Raw genomic sequence first — 17,357 nt, 5'->3', positions numbered from 1 at the left:
CGGATCACTCCGGGTTGCCGTGCAGCATCCAGGCGATGCCGAAGCGGTCGACGAGCATGCCGAACGTGCCGCCCCAGGGCGGGACATCCAATGGCATGGTGATCGTCGCGCCGTCGGACAGCCTGTCCCACACCTGCTGCGTGACCTGCTGCGTGTTGCCGCTCAGCGACACCGATATGCCCTGCGGCTTCTCGTACGTCATGCCGTCGGGAGTGTCCGACGCCATGAGCACCAGCCCCTCGGGTGTCGTCAGCTGGCCGTGCATGACCAGGTCCTTCTGGCTCGGGTCCTGCACCATGTCGGGGAAGTCCCCGAACACGCTGATGTCGAGCTCCCCGCCGAGGACGCTCTGATAGAACTCGAGCGCGTCGCGCGCGTCGGTGCGGAAGGACAGATACGGGTTGAGGTCGGGCATGGACGACTCCAAGGATGTGCGGGACGGAGCCCGGATCGGCATCGATGCACGACAGTCTGCGCCGGGTCGGGGTCGTCCGCAAGGGGTCCTGTGTCAGGTCGGCAGCGCCTTGACCGCCGCGGTCAGAACCTGCGGGACCGTGGGCACGCCCTCGGCGCGGAAGACCTCGACGCCGGCGCCGTCCCGGATGATGACGGTGGGCGTGAAGCGGATGTCGAGCGCTTCCGCGGCATCCGGCTCGAGAGCGACGTCGATCTCCGTGACCGTGGCGTCCGGAAGGAACCGGACGGCATCGGCGAGCACCGAGCGGGTGCGCGAACACGCGCCACAGAACGACGAGGAGACCAGGGTCAGCTCCATCCGCACCTCCTCGGGACCATGCCTGTTCCTCGGATGCAACCGCCGGCGATCGTCGCCTGTTCCCTGAGGGGCCGGCGCGCCTCGACCGCGTTCAGAACTCGGTGCGCTTGACGAGGCCGCGATTGGTGCGGATGTGCTCGTAGTCCCACTGGATCTCGCGAGCCGCCGACAGCCAGGCGCCCAGTGCTTCGACGTCGATGTCGTCGGCGCCCCGGTAACGCACCTCTGCGGCCTCGAACGAACCCGACGGTGCGAGTCCCTCGACGTCGAACGACTGCCCGCTCCAGAACATCAGCCGCACGGCGTCCTTCGGGCGGTCGTAGCCGACGATCGGGTTGCCGTCGAGGAACCAGACAGGATGCGCATGCCAGACCTTCGCGGCCGCTTCGGGGAGCCCTCGGTCGATCTCCGCCGCCAGCAGGTCGCAGATCTCCCGATCCTCGGGCGCGAGCTTTCGGTGGTAGCCGAGTACGTCGTCGGGGAGAGACATGGTCAGCCTCTGTCCAGCCCGAAGGTGTGCTTCACGAGTGCGCGGACGTCTCGGTCGAGCCCGTCGATGCGGGAGTCGATGGCGTCGAATCGGGAGTTCACCGAGTCGAATTGGGAGTTCACCGAGTCGAATTGGGAGTTCACCGAGTCGAATCGGGAGTTGACGGAGTCGAATCGGGAGTTGATGGAGTCGAAGCGGGAGTTGACGGACTCGAACTTCCAGTCGACAGCGTCGAACCGGCCGATCACCTCTCCGCGCAACCCGCTGATCTCCGCCCGGAGAATGCGGATGAAGAGCGTCGACACGATCGTGAGCATGCCGAACATGAGAGCGATGACGGCACCGATCATGGTCCAGGTCTGAGGTTCGGTCAAGGCGGGCACGCTCCCATTCTGTTCGGACGATGCCATCCTGCCAAGGGGTTGCGTGTTGCGGCAGCGGTTGGGGACAAGCCGTATCCCGCAGGCTCTGGGGAGGAGAACTGACGCTCTCAGCGGCTCTCGGGCATCACCCGCGGATGCAGCAGGCCGGATGCCGCGCCCAGCACCGCCCCGACGAGTGTGTCGACGATGCGTTCTCCGGCGACGTCCATCGCGCCGATCTCCCCGGTCGCGGCTCCCGTGAGGAGCAGGACGAGCGGTGTGATGAACACCAGCGCCAGGGCGTAGTGGCGCACCACGACGAGCTCGATCAGGAACTGCAGCGCGGCCAGGAGGAGTGCGAGCCAGAGTCCGGACGGATGCAACAGGGCGAGAGCCGCGTAGACGCCGGCCCCGACGACGGTGCCGAGCATACGATGCAACCCGCGCTGGAATGCCGCGCCTCGGGCCGCGGCGACACCGATGACCGCGACCGCCGAACCGACGACCCAGTAGGTGCGAGCAGGGTCGATCACGAGTCCGAGGAGCACGCCGACGACCGCGACGATGGCGACGCGCAGCAGGAGCACGCGGGATCCGGCGTCGAGCGCGGGCCCGGGAAGCAGCGCGTTCAGCCGTCGTGCGGTCTTGGCGCGTGCTCTCGCCGACAGCAGCGGGGTCAGGGCGACGGCGTACGAGAAGGCGCACCCCGCGGCGAGCGCGGTGACATACACGAGAGGTGACACGTCCGAGGCCGCCACCACGTGCGCGGAGAGCCCGAAGACCAGCACGAAGAACAGCGGTCCCGGCGGGCCGAGACGAAAGCCGAAGGCGAGCCCGGCGGAGGCGACCGCCACGACGATGACACCGGCGCTCACCAGCCACGGGCTCTCTGCGACGAGAACGCCGAGCACCGCGCTGAGCATGAGACCGGCCGCGATCAGCGGAAGCGCTCGTGCCCGATCGACGGTCGGCGCCGAGCCGAGGTACAGCACGGTGAACGCACCGCTCGCGGCGATGTATCCGAGGGCCGGCTGACCGAGAAGGGCCATCACGGCGATCGGAACCCCGATGCCCAGCGCGGCCTGCAGCGCGAGCGGCCACCGGGGACCGCGCGATGGCGCGAAGGTGAAGAGACTCACCCCTCCATTGTCGCCGCCGCCCGGCATCCGTCAGCGCGCGGCGAGCCACTCCTCGAAGGTCTGTCGCCCCAGAACGGCATCCGGCCCGGGGAGGGCGGCCCCGGCGCGCATGCCGGCCATCTGCGGCCCTGGCACGTTCAGCGCCGGGATCCATCCGCGATAGCCCTGTCCGCGCGCATAGGCGCGGATCATGTCGGCGAGCTGCTCCTCGCGCGGACCCGCGATGTCCGCCGCCCGTCCCCGTGGCTCGTCGACGGCGAGGGCGGCCAGGCGCTCGCCGACCTCGCGAGCGGCGATGGGCTGGGTGCGGGCCCTCGGGGCGATGTGGAGGGGGCCCACCTTCGCCCGCGCGAACAGCTGCGCCGCGAACTCGTGGAACTGCGTCGCACGCTGGATCGTCCACGGCACCCGTGACGCCTCGATCACCTTCTCCTGCGCGACCTTCCCTGCGTAGTAGTCGTAGGGGATGCGATCGATGCCGACGATCGAGAGGAGCACGACGTGCGAGACGCCGGCGTCCGCGGCGGCCGAGACGAGATTCCCCGTCGCGGCGGTGAAGAACTCGATCGCCTCCGCGGCCTTGAGCGTCTCGACGCTCGCGACATCGATGACCGCATCCACACCCGTGAGAGCGGCGTACAGGCCGCTCCCGGTCACGAGATCGACCCCGTGCGAGCGGCTGAGCACGACGGCGTCGTGGCCGGCTGCCCGCACCGCCTCGACGGTATGCCTGCCGACGACTCCGGTTCCTCCTGCGATGGCGATCTTCATGACGGACTCTCCTCGATACGGGCTCATACTCCTTCGACGACGCGGGCACCGGAAACGTGAGGCGCCCGTGTCGACGGATGCTCTGATCCGGGACAGGATAGAGGGCGATGGACGATATCGACGCGCTGGAGTCCGAGCGCCGCAACCTCCTCGCCCTCGCGTACCGCATGCTCGGCACCGTGGCCGACGCCGAGGACGCGGTGCAGGAGACGTATGTGCGCTGGTACCGCCTGTCCGGAGAGGAGCGCGCCGAGATCCTCAACCCGGCGGCCTGGCTCACGCGCGTCGCCGGGCGCGTCTGCCTCGACGTCCTCGGATCCGCGCGGGTGCGACGCGAGAGCTACGTCGGTCCATGGCTTCCCGAACCGCTCCCGCGCAGCTCCCCGCTCGTGGCCTCCGCCCCACTCGATCCGCTCGAGCGCGTCACGCTCGATGAGTCCGTGAGCATGGCGCTGCTGGTGGTGCTGGAGTCGCTCACGCCGGCGGAACGGGTCTCGTTCGTGCTGCACGACGTGTTCGGCGTGCCGTTCGCCGAGATCGCCGAGACGGTCGGCCGCAGCCAGGACGCGGTCCGCCAGCTCGCCTCGCAGGGGCGACGGCGCGTGCGGGATCGTCGAGCCGGGATGGCCACACGAGAGCAGCACGACGCCGTGGCGCGCGCTTTCCTCGAGGCGTCGGCGACCGGAGAGCTCGAGCGGCTCATCGCACTGCTCGATCCCGACGTCGTGCTGCGGTCCGACGGCGGCGGCAAGATGTCCGCAGCGCGGCGTCCCGTGGTCGGCCCGGACCGGGTCGCGCGGTTCCTGCTCGGCATCCCGCATCTCAATCCGGGGATCGAGCTCACCCCCACGGAGACGCCCGACGGCATCGCGCTGCTGGCCACGCTGAACGGCCGCACCGATTCGGTCGTATCCTTCGCCGTCGCCCGCGATCGCATCACCGAGATCTTCATCGTCCGCAACCCCGACAAGCTCACGCAGTGGCAGTGACGGGGCGCTCGCTACGATGGCGACTGTGACCACAGCGACCGTGCGCCCGGGCATCGCCGACCGGCTCTCGCAGATGATCCGGCTGCCCACGGTGTCGGCCGAGCTCGAGGAACGAGGCTCCGGTCCGTTCGAGGATTTCGTCGCCCTCATCGCCGAGCTGTATCCGCTCACGCACGAGACGCTGCGGCTGGAGCGGCACACGGACTTCGGGCTCCTGTTCCATTGGGCGGGGCGCGGCGCGGCATCCGACGGCCCCCTCGTGCTGATGGCGCACTACGACGTCGTCCCCGTCGACGAGAGCGACGACTGGTCGCACCCGCCCTTCGCCGGGGTGATCGCCGACGGCTCCGTCCACGGTCGCGGCGCGCTGGACGACAAGGGTCCGCTGATCGTGGTGCTGGAGGCCGTCGAGAACCTCCTCGCCGATGGATTCGTCCCGGCGCGCGACGTCTATCTCTCGTTCGGCGGCAACGAGGAGACGTACGGGCGGGCGGCGGAGGAGATCGCACGTGTGCTGCGCGAGCGCGGGATCGTCCCCTGGCTCGTCGTCGACGAAGGCGGAGCGGTGGTGGACGCGCCGCTGCCGTTCGTGCCGGGGCGGGCGGCGATGATCGGCGTCGGGGAGAAGGGCGTGATGACCGTGCGGCTGTCGGCCCGGGGCGATGGCGGCCACGCCTCGGCACCTCCCTCGCTGACGGCCGTTCGGCGTATCGCCCGCGCCGTCGACCGACTCGGACCTTCCACGTTCCGGCCGCACGCGTCGTCGGCGATCCGGCGGATGCTGACGCAGCTGGCTGCGCAGACGCCCGGCCCCGCCCGCCACCTGCTGCGTCTGCTCGGCGCGGCGCCGCTGCTGACCGCCCGGCTCTTTGCCGCGCTCGGAGGCGAACCTGCGGCTCTCGTGCGCACCACCGTCGCACCGACGATGCAGTCCGGCGGCACGGCGGCGAACGTGCTTCCGTCGCAGGCCTCCGCCACCGTGAACCTCCGCATCGCGCTGGGGGAGACGACGAGTCAGACGGTGTTCCGCGTGCGACGCCGCATCCGCGACCCGCTCGTCGCCGTCGAGGTTGTCGAGGCGAGCGAGCCGTCCCCGGAGTCGCCGACCGACAACGCGCAGTTCGCGCTCCTCGCGTCGGCCCTCGAGGTCTCCCACCCGGGCGTCCCCGCCGTGCCGTATGTGATGATGGCCGCGACGGATTCACGGCATCTGCATCGGTTCTCGCCGGCGGTCTACCGCTTCGCGCCGCTGGAGATGTCGAACGCGCAGCGGGCGTCGATCCACGGGGTCGACGAGAGGGTCGAGATCGCCGCCCTGGAGCGTGGGGAGCGATTCCATCGCGCTCTCCTCGAGCAGCTACAGTGATCTCACCCGCCCCTCGATCTGCTCGGGGCTAGAGAGAAGCAGGAGACGCGATGACGCGCACCCGCACGCTGGGAACCCTCGCCGTCGTCGTCGGCTTCCTCGCCTTCGTGGAGTTCACCAGCGGTGTGCTGCAGGGCTACTACACGCCGATGCTCAGCGACATCGCCCGTCACCTGGGCATCCACGACGCCGACGTGAACTGGCTCGAGGGAGCGCAGCTCATGCTGTCGGCCCTCGTGGTCCCCGCGTTCGCGAAGCTCGGCGACATGGTCGGCCACAAGCGGATGCTGTTGATCTCGACGGCCCTCACGGCTGCCGCGGCGCTCGTGCTGCCGTTCACCGACTCGTTCGGCGTCTTCCTCGCGGCCTGGGCGCTCATGGGGTTCTACGTCGTGTGGCTCCCGCTGGAGATCGCCCTCATCTGGTCGCGGTCGCGTCGGATGGAGGGGCGCTCGTCGATCACGGCGAAGGCCGCGGGACTCCTCGTGGCCGCTCTCGAAGGCGGCGCGATCATCGGCGCCCTCGTGGGTGGAGCGCTCATCGACGTGCTCCCGCTCACCGTCGTGCTGCTGGTTCCGGCGGTGCTCATCGTGGTCTGCTTCTTCGTGATCCTGTTCGGAGTGAAGGAGTCGCCCGATCCGACCGGCGGCATCTTCGACACCGTCGGTCTCGTTCTCATCTCGCTGGCGCTCGTGTGCTTCACCGGCGGACTCAGCCTTCTGCGCCTCGAGGGCGGCCTCGCGAACCCCTGGTCCTGGGCCGTGGTCGTCGCCGGGCTTCTGCTGGTCATCCCCTTCGTGCTCTGGGAGCTGCGGTGCGATGACCCGCTGATCGACGTGCGCATGTTCCGGTCGCCGGCGCTCGGCCCGGTGTTCCTGACCGCCGGGCTCTTCGGGGTGAGCGTGCTGGGTGCACAGGCTCCGCTGTCGACCTTCGCGCGCACCGATCCGACGGTGTACGGCTACGGGCTCGGCACGACCGGATTCGCGACGTCGCTCATCATCGGCGTCTACCTCATCGCCATGATCACCGGTGCCCTGCTCTTCCCGACGATCGCGCGACGGATGTCGCCGCGCCTCACGCTGATGGGGGCGTCCGTGCTGGTGGGCATCGGTTTCCTGCTGTTCCTGCCCTTCCACCATGAGTACGCCCAGGTGATCACGAACATGGTGATCGTCGGACTCGGTTCCGGCGCTCTGGTCGCGGCGCTCCCGGCGGCCGCGGCATCCGCTGCGCCTGCGTCGCAGACCGGTGTCGCGACCGGGCTGACCAATTCGGTGAAGACGGTGGGTGGGGCGATCGCATCGTGCGTCTTCGGCATCGCCCTGCTGAACGGGGTCGCGAGCACGGCCGGTGCCACGGAAGGAACGGCGGGGTCGCTCGCCGGCTACTTCACGGTCTGGGTCGTGTGCGGTGTCACCGCGCTCGCGGCCGCCGTGCTGCTCGTCTTCGTCCCGAAGGCGGCGTTCACGGATCGGTCGGTGGAGACCGAGGCGGCACCGGCGGTCTGACGTCGGCCGCGCCGGAGGCGAAGCTCCCTGGCGGAATTCGGAGAGGGGGCGGACGGAGATTGCTCCGCCCGCCCCCTCCGGTCAGTCGCCCTTCACGTTGACGAGCTGCCGCAGCGTGTGCCGGATCGACACGAGGCTCGCGGCATCCGCCATCACCTGGTCGATCGGCTTGTACGCCTGTGGGATCTCGTCGATGAAGGCGTCCGTGTCACGGAACTCGATCCCCGTCATCGCCTCCCGCAGCTGCTCGTGCGTGAACGTCTTCCGTGCCGTCGACCGGGAGAACTCCCGCCCGGCGCCGTGCGGCGACGAGTTCAGCGACTGCGGGTCGCCGAGCCCCTCCACCACATAGGAAGCCGTGCCCATCGAGCCGGGGATGAGTCCGGGCCGACCGGCATCCGCCTGGATCGCACCCTTCCGCGACACCCACACCTGCTTGCCGAAGTGCTTCTCCGACTCGGTGAAGTTATGGTGGCAGTTGATCCTCTCCTGCTCGTCGACAGCCGTCCCGAGGAACTCGGACACCTGCCGCGCGACGCGGTCCATCATCTCCTCCCGGTTCAGCAGGGCGAAGTGCTGGGCCCACCGCAGCTCTCGGATGTACCGCGTGAACTCGGGCGTTCCCTCGACGAGGTAGGCCAGGTCGGGGTCGGGGAGGTCGATCCACCACTGCCTCGCGAGCCGCTGCGCGACCGAGATGTGCTTCATGGCGATCTTGTTGCCGATGCCCCGGGATCCCGAGTGCAGGAACAGCCAGACCCGGTCCCGCTCGTCGACAGACACCTCGATGAAGTGGTTGCCCGATCCGAGCGTGCCCAGCTGCAGGCGCCAGTTCCCGGCGTACTGCGCGGGGTCGAACCCGTTCTTCTCCGCCAGTGCCTCGAGCTCCGCGATGCGGGGCTCGGCGGTCGTGACGACCTTGTTGCTGTACCGGCCGGCCGAGAGCGGGATGGCGCGTTCGATCTGCTCCCGGAGCTCCGCGAGCTCACGACCTTCGAGGTCGCTTCTCGTGAACTGGGTGCGGACCGCGATCATGCCGCAGCCTATGTCGACACCGACGGCGGCAGGGATGATCGCGCCGAGCGTCGGGATGACCGAGCCGACCGTCGCCCCCTTGCCGAGGTGCGCATCCGGCATCAGCGCCAGGTGCGGGTGGATGAACGGCATGCGTGCCGTGGTGTGCGCCTGCGCGAGTGTCTTCTCGTCGATCAGCGACGCCCACGACAGCAGCCGTGCGGAGAGCCTCTCCATGATTCCTTTCCTTGTGGTGGTGTGCAGCCACAGGTCAGGGGGTCTCTCCCACAGAAAACGCCCCGGACCTGACGGTGCGGGGCGTTGCGAGAGCGGATGCTGTCACACGGCGCGCGCCGGAGGGTACGACTCGTGACGGTCGTTGCGCTTCGGCTGAAGCGCCTCGACCGTGGCGAAGGGGAGTTTCCGCAGAGCGGTCATCCTGTCGTCTCCTCGGCTGGCGTGCTGCGCCGGTCGGCACAGCTTTCCGAGACTAGGGGGCGACACGCCCGGGCGTCAAGCCTGCTCGCGCGGAGGGTTGTACATGAACTCGATGCGGATGCCGTCGGCGTCCTCGACGAACGAGGCGTAGTAGCGATCGGAGTAGCGGGGGTACTCCTTGGGGTCGCGCACGGCGGTCCACCCCGCGTCCAGCGCCACGGCGTGCAGGCGATCGACCTCGTCCCGCGAGTCCATCGCCCAAGCGAGATGCTGCCACCCGACGCGACCGTGCCGGTGCGGACCGGAGTCCTCATCCCACGTGTAGAGGATGATCTCGGTCTCGTCGCCGTTGTTCCACGAGATCGAGTGGTCGTCTTCGCCGCCGCTGCGGTAGCCGAGCGCCGTGAGGACCGGATGGAACTGCGCCCGGCCGCGCTCGAGATCGTCGACGGTGATGCCCAGATGATCGAGAAGAGCCATGCCGCCAGTCTTCCAGGGACCGCGGACGTCGCACTAGTGTGGGGCGTGGTACTCGGCCTCGCCGCGCTTCCAGTAGCCCTTCACGACGGCGTGCGACGCATCGACGCTCCACCGCTCGAGGAGTGCCCGACCCGGCTTCACGATCGACTGCTCGGCGGCGATGAAGACGAACGGATCCTCGCCGACGGCGTCATCCGCGGTCAGCGACTCGAGGAACGCGATGAGCGCCGAGCCGGAAGGGGCTTCGCCGCGATGCAGCCATTCCACGTCGACCGGGGCGTCGATCTCGATCTCGCGACCGGGGGAGACCGTCTCGATCACGATCCGCGCGGGGGAGTCTGCGGGGATGAGCGTCGCGAACCGGCGGATCGCGGGGATCGCGGTCTCGTCGCCGGCGAGCAGCCAGGAGTCCGGCGTGCCGACCAGGACCGCGGATCCGCGTGGGCCGCCGACGCCGATCGCTGAGCCGAGAGGTGCCGTCGCCGCCCAGGGGGCCGCGACACCGGCATCGCCGTGGACGGCGAACTCGACGTCGAGCCAGTCCTCGCCCCACGCCAGAGGCGTGTACTCGCGGCTGGGAGCGGCGCGCAGTTCATCGACCGTCTCCGTCGGGCCGGCGGGGAAGAACAGGCGCATGTGGTCGTCGGAGCCGGGAGAGTCGAAGCCCGCGAGATCGGGCCCCGTCAATCGCACCCGCACGAAGTCCGGAGCCAGCCACTCGCGGGCGCTCAGGGTGACGTTGCGGAAGCGCAGATCGAGGCCGCGACGCTCGATCGAGAAGCCTGATTTCGTATCGCTCATAAAGTAAGGCTAACCTAATCAAGGCGAAGGCAAGGTCACCCTAACTTCGCCCGTCCGGCGCCCCGACGCGTGCGCGCAGATCCCGCAGAACAGGAGTCTCTCCATGTCCGTGCCCAGAACTCTCACCGCCACGAGCCTCGGCCTCGTCGGCCTTCTCGCTCTCGCAGGCTGCGCCTCGGGGGCGGCCGCCGAACCCGAGGAGACGCAAGCCGCACCGGCATCCGTCACGATCGAGGACAACACGGGCGAGCATGAGATCGCGACCCCGCCGGCATCCGTCGTCGCGCTCGACAACCGCACCTTCCAGACCCTGTCCGATTGGGGAGTCGAGCTCTCCGCCGGCGCCGTGGCCCTGATGCCGGAGACGGTCTCCTACGTGAAGGACGACGCGATCGTCGACGTGGGCCTGCACAGCGAGCCGAACCTCGAGGCTGTCGTCGCGGTCGAGCCGGACCTGATCATCAGCGGCCAGCGCTTCACCCAGCACAACGCGGCCATCGCCGACCTGGTGCCGGATGCCACCATCATCGACCTCGAGCCGCGCGAGGGAGAGCCCTTCGACGAGGAGCTCAAGCGGCAGATCACCGTCCTCGGCGAGATCTTCGGAAAGCAGGACGAGGCGAAGAAGCTGGTCGACGAGTTCGACGCCGCCGTGGAGCGCGCCAAGGCTGCTTATGACGACGCCGACACCGTCATGGCCGTCAACACCTCGGGCGGCGAGATCGGCTATCTCGCGCCCACCGTCGGCCGCTCGCTCGGCCCGGTGTACGACATCCTCGGTCTCACCCCCGCGCTCGAGGTCGACGATGCCACCGACGACCACCAGGGCGATGAGATCTCCGTCGAGGCGATCGCCGCGTCGAACCCTGACTGGGTCCTGGTCCTCGACCGCGACGCCGTGTTCGCGGCCGAGACGCCCGACTACGTGCAGGCGGCCGAGATCCTCGAGAGCTCCGAGGCGCTCGCCGGCGTCACCGCGGTGAAGGACGAGCAGATCGTCTACATGCCCACGGACACCTACCTGAACGAGGGCATCCAGACGTACACGACGTTCTTCAACGACCTCGCCGACGCCCTCGAGGGCGCCAAGTAGCAGTCGCCGGTCGTCGAGCGCCCTTCGTCTCGCTCCGCTCGCTCAGGACCCGCGGAGCGAGACGAAGGGCAACAACCAGGGAACCTCCTCATGACCTCTGTCGGCCCCGCCGCGCCGCCCCGCAACGCCGGGCGGCTCTTCGACGTGAAGCTGCTGATCGGCGTTCTCGCGGTCGCCGTCCTGCTCGTCATCTCGCTGTTCACCGGCGTCTACGACATCGCGGGCGCCGGCGACGGCGCCGAGATGTTCCAGATCACGCGCGTCCCCCGCACGATCGCCCTCGTGCTCGCCGGCGCCGCCATGGCCATGGCGGGACTCGTGATGCAGCTGCTCACCCAGAATCGCTTCGTCGAGCCGACCACCACCGGCACCACCGAGTGGGCGGGACTCGGCCTTCTCGCCGTGATGGTCCTCGTGCCGCAGCCCTCGCTTCCGCTGCGCATGGCGGGCGCGGTGTTCGCCGCGTTCGTCGGCACGCTCGTGTTCTTCGCCTTCCTCCGCCGCGTCGCCCTGAAGTCCTCGCTCATCGTCCCGATCGTCGGGATCATGCTCGGCGCGGTGGTCGGCGCCGTCTCGACCTACCTGGCCCTCGCGACGAACTCGCTGCAGATCATCGGGGTCTGGTTCGCCGGCAGCTTCACGTCGGTGATGCGCGGGCAGTACGAGATGCTGTGGATCGTCGCGCTCGTCGGCGTGATCGTGTTCATCGTCGCGGACCGCCTGACGATCGCGGGACTCGGCGAGGAGATCGCCACGAATGTCGGTGTGAACTACAACCGGATCATCCTGCTCGGAACGGTGCTCATCGCCATCACCACGGGAGTCGTCACGGTGGTCGTCGGCAATCTGCCCTTCCTCGGCCTCATCGTGCCGAACGTCGTCTCGATGGTCCGAGGCGATGATCTGCGCAGCAACCTCCCGTGGGTGTGTCTGCTCGGCATCGCGATCGTCACGGTCTGCGACATCATCGGCCGCACGATCATCATGCCGTTCGAGGTGCCGGTGTCCCTGATCCTCGGTGTCGTCGGCGCTGTCGTCTTCGTGCTCCTCCTGCTCCGGCAGCGTCGACGTGGCTGAGGGCCAGGTGGTCACCGCACCGGCGGGCCTTCCTTCGCGATCGGCGGGAGCTTTCACGTCACCGCGCGCGCGTCGCCGCTATGTGATCGTGGTCGCCATCCTGGCCGTGCTCGCCGTCGGATCCGGGTTCGGCCTGCTCGCCTGGGGCAATCCGATGCCGCCGGGCTCCGAGGGGTTCTGGCGCATCGCGCAGCATCGGGCGACCGACGTCACCGTGATGGTGCTCGTCGCGATCGCCCAGGCGGTGGCCACGGTCAGCTTCCAGACCGTCACCAACAACCGCATCATCACACCGTCGATCATGGGCTTCGAGTCCCTGTACCGCGTCGTGCAGACCTCGACCGTGTACCTCTTCGGGGTGGCCGGAGTCGTCGCGATCCAGGGCGTCGGTCAGTTCGCGATCCAGGTCGCCATCATGGTGGGGCTGGCGGTGGCGCTCTACGGCTGGTTGCTCTCCGGACGCTACGGCAACCTGCAGATCATGCTGCTGATCGGCATCGTGATCGGAGGCGGGCTCGGGGCCGTGTCCACGTTCATGCAGCGCCTCCTCACTCCGAGCGAGTTCGACGTGCTCACCGCGCGGCTGTTCGGCAACGTGTCGAACGCCGACCCCTCGTACCTGCCGTTGGCCATCCCGCTCGTGGTGGCGGCATCCGTCCTGCTGTGGCTGCGTTCGCGACGCCTCGACCTGATGGCGCTGGGGTCGGATGCCGCGCGCTCGCTCGGTCTAGATCACCGCCGCGAACTCTTCATCGTGCTGTTCCTCGTCGCGGTGCTGATGGCCACCTCCACCGCGCTGGTCGGGCCGATGACGTTCCTCGGCTTCCTGGTCGCCACTCTCGCCTACCAGTTCGCCGACACGTACGACCACCGCCTGATCTTCCCCGTGGCGGTGCTCACGGCGTTCACGATCCTCGCCGGGGCGTACTTCGTGATGAAGAACATCTTCTACGCGCAGGGGATGGTGTCGATCCTGATCGAGCTGGTCGGCGGCACCGTGTTCCTCATCGTCATCCTCAGAAAGGGCAGGCTGTGATCGCACTCGACGGCGTCCGCCGGGACTACAGCAGCGAGGTCGCCATCGGCCCCGTCGACCTCCAGATCCCGGCCGGCGGGATCACGGCCCTCATCGGTCCGAACGGTGCGGGCAAGTCGACACTGCTCACGATGATCGGCCGTCTGAACGGGATGGATGCCGGTGCCATCGAGATCGCGGGTCTCGACGTCGCCTCGACCAAGTCGAAGGACCTGGCGAAGGTGGTGTCGATCCTCCGGCAGGAGAACCACTTCGTCACGCGACTCACGGTGCGTCAGCTCGTCGGCTTCGGGCGCTTCCCGCACTCGAAGGGGCGGCTGAACCGGGCGGATGAGGACATCATCAGCCGCGCGATCGACTTCCTGGATCTCGCTGCCCTGGAGGGGCGCTATCTCGACGAACTCTCCGGCGGACAGCGCCAGCGCGCGTATGTCGCCATGGTTCTCGCGCAGGACACCGAGTTCGTGCTGCTCGACGAGCCGCTGAACAATCTCGACATGAAGCACGCGGTGCAGATGATGAAGCATCTGCGGCGCGCCGCCGAGGAGCTCGGGCGGACCATCGTCATCGTCCTGCATGACGTGAACTTCGCCGGGCACTACGCCGATCACATCTGCGCCATGAAGGACGGCGCGGTGGTGGAGTTCGGTGCTCCGGGGGAGATCATGACCGACGATGTGCTCACCCGCGTCTTCGAGACACCGGTGCACGTGATCGACGGGCCCTCCGGACCGCTCGCCGTCTACTACTGACGCACCCGAGCGCGACTCAGAGCTCGATGCCGTGGTCCTCGTCGTTGACACCGGCGTTGTTCCCGCGCCGCGACTCGTAGCCGAGGAACCAGCCGAGCCAGACGATCGCGGCGAGCAGCACGCCGAGCCAGACGTTCTGGAAGATCAGCCCGATGACGACGCCCAGGATCAGCAGGCCGACGGTGACGGAGACGCGGAGCGCGGTGCGGGACATGGCCTCAGCCTAGATCCTGTCCCATGGAGGGTGCCGATTCAGCGGTCGCGATGGTTCTCCGGTGCGAGGCGCGGACCGCGGCGCGGCTCCTTCACCCCGCTGGCGTAGATCAGCCGGATCACGCGCTGGCGATGGCCCGCCCACGGAGCGAGGAGCTCCAGCATCCCGTCGTCGTCGGTGCGCGCGCCGGCGAGGACGTAGCCCACCTCGTGCGCCAGATGGAAGTCGCCGACGCTCACGGCATCCGGATCGCCGAGCGCCCGGATACGGGTCTCGGCCGAGGTCCACGCGCCGACCCCCGGAAGGCTGCTGAGCACGCGGTCGCGGTCCGGTCCGGTCGACGCGGCGCGGACGGCCCGCTCGATGCTGTCGCCGCGTCGGGCCGATCGCACGATCGTCTGGGACTGCGGCGGCTCCACGCCCGCACGATGCCAGGACCAGGACGGGACGGTCCGCCAGACGGATGCCGGGGGAGGAGCGAACATCGGGCGCGGAGTGGGACCCGGCGCGCGTTCTCCGAAGCGCGACACCAGGAACCGCCAGGCGCCGAACGCCTGCACCGCCGTGACCTTCTGCTCGAGGATCGAGCCGACGAGCGCGTCGAAGATCTCATCAGTGCGCGTGAGACGGATGCCGGGGTGGCGCCGGGCGACCTCGGCGATGAGCGGATGCCGCGACGCGTCGAAGCCCGTGGGATCGTCGCGCGCGCCGCACAGCTCGGGCACTCGGTCGAGTGCCACGGCGGCTCCGGCTCCCCACGCGGTGGCCCTGACCTCACCGCCGACCGACCGCAGCGCGAGAGTCGCCGTGCCGAGCGGCGTGCGCACGGCCCGCCAGATCACGGGGCCCTCGACGACGGTCGTCGGGTCGGTTCCCCCGCGGCGCAGCACGCCGACCGTGCGACTGAGATCGAGGTCGTACGAGGGGCGATAGACCGTCTCCTGCGCCGCGCTCGCGCGCGCGGCACCGGCCGCGGCGGGATCGGCTGTCAGGGTCATGCGCCCACCCTACGCGGCGGCGCTGACACCGCCCTCACGACTGAGGTGCGACCACGGCGAATCTGCGCGACGCGGGTCAGAAGCGGTCGGGTGACGGGGTGCCGTGGCCGTACCGGATGACGACGTCGGCGTGGCGGTCGAACCGGTAGCCGATGCCGCGAACAGTGCGGACGATGTCCTCGTAGCGGCCGAGCTTGGCGCGCAGTCGACGCACGTGCACGTCGATCGTGCGCTCTCCGGGGGTCTCGTCGTCCTGCGCCTGCCAGAGGGCGGAGACGAGCTCGCTGCGCTCGATGGTGCGACCCTCGCGGAGGACGAGGTACTGCAGCAGCTCGAACTCCTTGTAGGTGAACGCGGCGGACTCGCCGTCGATGAGCACGCGCTTGCGGGAGATGTCGACGGTCACGCCCGTCTCCTCCTCGGCGATGTCCTCCTCGGCAGCTGCCTTGGTCCGGGCGATCGCGCCCGGCTCCTGCAGGGCGAGGCGGACGACGTCGAGGTCGCGACCTCCGGAGCCGTGCGGGGCGAGGGCGACCGTCGCGTGGGTCTCGGCGCCCGGTGCGAGCTCGGCCAGCGTACGGCGAAGTGCGTCGACCAGGAGCGGGAGGCTGACGCCGGCCTCGGCGGCCTTGATCTCGTCGAGCCCGACGTAGAGGGCGAAGCCGCGGGGCGAGCGGACGGCGGGGAGATCTGCGGCTGCGCCGTTCAGCGGCGCTGCGGCCTCGGACGAGGTGGGGCGGGCGGTGCGGGCCTGGGCGGAGGAGGCGGGACGCTCGAGAAGTGCGATGTTCGACATGATGATGAAGTCCTCAGGACGTGAGCCGGTGAGCGGCTCTGATGCGTTGCATGAATGACCGGCGGAGCCGGGAAGCGAGCAAGGGTGGATGCTCGGTGACTCTGACCTCGCAGATGGCGAAGGATCAGGTCAGGCGGGGTGGCTGTTCGTTCAGCGACACATTCGGCAACACATGCCAACGCGACCGGGCATCATCATCCCGGCAGTCCCGTTCGCCTCCTGGGCGGACAAAGGGCGTGCGTTGGTGGTCATGGGGGGATTATGTCTGATCGTGTCGCCTCGTGTCAAAACGGGCTCCGTGCGCAGAAGCGGGCGTAACGTTGCTCGAATGACGATCTCGACCACTGTCGGCGGCTTCATCCTGACCGACGAGAAGGATGAATCGCGTTACACCCTCATGCGCGACGGACGGCTGGTGAGCGTGCTCGACTACCGTGACGACGGTCGGACGATCGCGCTGACCAGGGCGTTCACCATCCCGACTTTCCGCGGCCACGGCTATGCGGGGAAGGTCGTGGAGGGCGCCGTGGCCGACATCGAGTCGCGCGGCGATCGCAAGGTCGACGCCGTCTGCTGGTACGTCGCCGACTGGTTCTCGGCGAACCCGGAGCACGCCCACCTGCTGCGCTCGCGCTGACGCGCCCGAGTATTTCGTTCTATTACGCGGCGGCCCTGCGAGGATGAAGGCATGAAACTCGCCGAGGCCCTCACCGCACGAGCCGATCTGCAGCGTCGCATCGAGCAGTTGCGCGCCCGCATCACCTCGAACGCGCGCTACCAGGAGGGCGAGGAGCCTGCGGAGGACGCGGGGGCCCTGATCGTCGAAGCGGATGCCGCGCTCACCCAGCTGCGCGACCTGATCCGTCGCGTCAACGCCACGAATTCGCGCCTCGATCTCGGCCGCGACGGCACCATGACCGATGCCCTCGCCGCGCGCGACGTGCTGCGTCTCCAGCACTCCCTGCTGACGGATGCCGCGGCAGCGGCATCCGGAGCGAACGACCACTTCCAGCGCCAGATGAGATCCGAGCTCCGGAAGATCTCCGCGCTCCCGGTCGCCGAGCTGCGCGCCAGAGCCGACGCGGTGGCGCAGGAGCTTCGCGAACTCGACAACCGGATCCAGCAGGCGAACTGGACGAACGAGCTGGAGGAGGAGAGCGGAAGTCGGTAGTCACGACGGAGCGGGCACAACCCCCGCCGGGAGGGGCAAGTTCCGGCACACCTGGAGGGCGGAGGGCAGCCCGGATCGCATCGC

General features: G+C 69.0%; 21 protein-coding genes. 9 read left to right on the top strand and 12 right to left on the bottom strand.

Going from position 1 to position 17,357, the window contains the following annotated elements:
- Positions 1-4: 4 nt before the first annotated feature.
- The 6 genes from LBN7_RS04910 to LBN7_RS04885 form a co-directional block, all read right to left on the bottom strand.
- Positions 5-415 carry a VOC family protein gene (locus tag LBN7_RS04910; RefSeq protein WP_116634403.1) on the bottom strand — a complete coding sequence of 137 codons (411 nt, stop codon included), beginning with the start codon at positions 413-415 and terminating at the stop codon, positions 5-7.
- Positions 416-508: 93 nt separating this feature from the next.
- The gene (locus LBN7_RS04905; protein WP_116634404.1) at positions 509-775 is read right to left on the bottom strand and encodes a thioredoxin family protein; all 267 of its coding nucleotides are present in this window, start codon (positions 773-775) and stop codon (positions 509-511) included.
- Between the two features lie 91 nt (positions 776-866).
- Entirely contained in the window at positions 867-1,265 is a 399-nt protein-coding gene (locus tag LBN7_RS04900; protein ID WP_407361120.1) for a DUF1801 domain-containing protein, read from the bottom strand.
- A 2-nt stretch (positions 1,266-1,267) separates the two neighbouring features.
- Positions 1,268-1,648, bottom strand: coding sequence for a hypothetical protein (locus tag LBN7_RS04895; RefSeq protein WP_407361119.1), 381 nt, complete (start codon positions 1,646-1,648; stop codon positions 1,268-1,270).
- A 107-nt stretch (positions 1,649-1,755) separates the two neighbouring features.
- Positions 1,756-2,766, bottom strand: a complete 1,011-nt coding sequence (locus tag LBN7_RS04890; protein ID WP_407361118.1) for an FUSC family protein — start codon at positions 2,764-2,766, stop codon at positions 1,756-1,758.
- A 30-nt stretch (positions 2,767-2,796) separates the two neighbouring features.
- Positions 2,797-3,537 (bottom strand): SDR family oxidoreductase, encoded by a 741-nt coding sequence (locus tag LBN7_RS04885; protein ID WP_407361117.1) that lies wholly within the window; start codon positions 3,535-3,537, stop codon positions 2,797-2,799.
- A gap of 107 nt (positions 3,538-3,644) precedes the next feature.
- Here LBN7_RS04885 and sigJ point away from each other — a divergent pair, with 107 nt between their 5' ends.
- Genes sigJ through LBN7_RS04870 form a run of 3 tightly spaced genes read left to right on the top strand, consistent with a single transcriptional unit; the run spans position 3,645 to position 7,403 of the window.
- Positions 3,645-4,526: an RNA polymerase sigma factor SigJ gene (sigJ, locus tag LBN7_RS04880; RefSeq protein ID WP_407361116.1), complete on the top strand. Its 882-nt coding sequence runs from the start codon at positions 3,645-3,647 to the stop codon at positions 4,524-4,526.
- Between the two features lie 16 nt (positions 4,527-4,542).
- Entirely contained in the window at positions 4,543-5,892 is a 1,350-nt protein-coding gene (locus LBN7_RS04875; protein WP_407361115.1) for a M20/M25/M40 family metallo-hydrolase, read from the top strand.
- Positions 5,893-5,942: 50 nt separating this feature from the next.
- Positions 5,943-7,403 (top strand): MFS transporter, encoded by a 1,461-nt coding sequence (locus tag LBN7_RS04870; RefSeq protein ID WP_341946265.1) that lies wholly within the window; start codon positions 5,943-5,945, stop codon positions 7,401-7,403.
- Between the two features lie 81 nt (positions 7,404-7,484).
- Here the strand turns inward: LBN7_RS04870 and LBN7_RS04865 are convergent, their stop codons facing one another.
- The 3 genes from LBN7_RS04865 to LBN7_RS04855 form a co-directional block, all read right to left on the bottom strand.
- Positions 7,485-8,654 (bottom strand): RtcB family protein, encoded by a 1,170-nt coding sequence (locus tag LBN7_RS04865; protein WP_407361114.1) that lies wholly within the window; start codon positions 8,652-8,654, stop codon positions 7,485-7,487.
- A 276-nt stretch (positions 8,655-8,930) separates the two neighbouring features.
- On the bottom strand, positions 8,931-9,335 hold the full coding sequence (locus LBN7_RS04860; protein ID WP_407361113.1) for a VOC family protein: 405 nt from the start codon (positions 9,333-9,335) through the stop codon (positions 8,931-8,933).
- Positions 9,336-9,368: 33 nt separating this feature from the next.
- The gene (locus tag LBN7_RS04855; RefSeq protein WP_407361112.1) at positions 9,369-10,136 is read right to left on the bottom strand and encodes a siderophore-interacting protein; all 768 of its coding nucleotides are present in this window, start codon (positions 10,134-10,136) and stop codon (positions 9,369-9,371) included.
- Between the two features lie 103 nt (positions 10,137-10,239).
- Here LBN7_RS04855 and LBN7_RS04850 point away from each other — a divergent pair, with 103 nt between their 5' ends.
- The 4 genes from LBN7_RS04850 to LBN7_RS04835 all read left to right on the top strand — a co-directional run bounded on the left by LBN7_RS04850 (position 10,240) and on the right by LBN7_RS04835 (position 14,094).
- A complete protein-coding gene (locus tag LBN7_RS04850) occupies positions 10,240-11,229 on the top strand; it encodes a siderophore ABC transporter substrate-binding protein (protein WP_407361111.1) in 990 nt (329 codons plus the stop codon).
- A 90-nt stretch (positions 11,230-11,319) separates the two neighbouring features.
- A complete protein-coding gene (locus LBN7_RS04845) occupies positions 11,320-12,306 on the top strand; it encodes an ABC transporter permease (RefSeq protein ID WP_407361110.1) in 987 nt (328 codons plus the stop codon).
- Positions 12,299-13,342, top strand: coding sequence for an iron chelate uptake ABC transporter family permease subunit (locus LBN7_RS04840; RefSeq protein WP_407361109.1), 1,044 nt, complete (start codon positions 12,299-12,301; stop codon positions 13,340-13,342). The genes LBN7_RS04845 and LBN7_RS04840 overlap by 8 nt, the downstream gene beginning before the upstream one ends.
- Positions 13,339-14,094: an ABC transporter ATP-binding protein gene (locus LBN7_RS04835; protein WP_116634418.1), complete on the top strand. Its 756-nt coding sequence runs from the start codon at positions 13,339-13,341 to the stop codon at positions 14,092-14,094. The genes LBN7_RS04840 and LBN7_RS04835 overlap by 4 nt, the downstream gene beginning before the upstream one ends.
- A 16-nt stretch (positions 14,095-14,110) precedes the next feature.
- On the opposite strand, the gene LBN7_RS04830 is transcribed toward LBN7_RS04835, so the two are convergent.
- The 3 genes from LBN7_RS04830 to LBN7_RS04820 form a co-directional block, all read right to left on the bottom strand.
- The gene (locus tag LBN7_RS04830) at positions 14,111-14,308 is read right to left on the bottom strand and encodes a hypothetical protein (RefSeq protein WP_116634419.1); all 198 of its coding nucleotides are present in this window, start codon (positions 14,306-14,308) and stop codon (positions 14,111-14,113) included.
- A gap of 38 nt (positions 14,309-14,346) precedes the next feature.
- Positions 14,347-15,306, bottom strand: a complete 960-nt coding sequence (locus LBN7_RS04825) for a DNA-3-methyladenine glycosylase family protein (protein WP_407361108.1) — start codon at positions 15,304-15,306, stop codon at positions 14,347-14,349.
- A 76-nt stretch (positions 15,307-15,382) separates the two neighbouring features.
- Positions 15,383-16,102, bottom strand: a complete 720-nt coding sequence (locus LBN7_RS04820; protein ID WP_116634421.1) for a winged helix-turn-helix domain-containing protein — start codon at positions 16,100-16,102, stop codon at positions 15,383-15,385.
- Between the two features lie 328 nt (positions 16,103-16,430).
- Between LBN7_RS04820 and LBN7_RS04815 the strand changes: the two genes are divergently transcribed.
- Together LBN7_RS04815 and LBN7_RS04810 are read left to right on the top strand one after the other, a co-directional pair.
- The gene (locus LBN7_RS04815; protein WP_116634422.1) at positions 16,431-16,739 is read left to right on the top strand and encodes a GNAT family N-acetyltransferase; all 309 of its coding nucleotides are present in this window, start codon (positions 16,431-16,433) and stop codon (positions 16,737-16,739) included.
- 51 nt (positions 16,740-16,790) lie between these two features.
- Positions 16,791-17,273: a DIP1984 family protein gene (locus LBN7_RS04810; RefSeq protein WP_407361107.1), complete on the top strand. Its 483-nt coding sequence runs from the start codon at positions 16,791-16,793 to the stop codon at positions 17,271-17,273.
- Positions 17,274-17,357: the final 84 nt, after the last annotated feature.

Source organism: Microbacterium sp. LBN7 (assembly GCF_045690345.1).
GTDB lineage: Bacteria > Actinomycetota > Actinomycetes > Actinomycetales > Microbacteriaceae > Microbacterium.
Note: the sequence above shows the minus strand (reverse complement) of the source record. Positions and strands in the feature narration are given on the sequence as shown.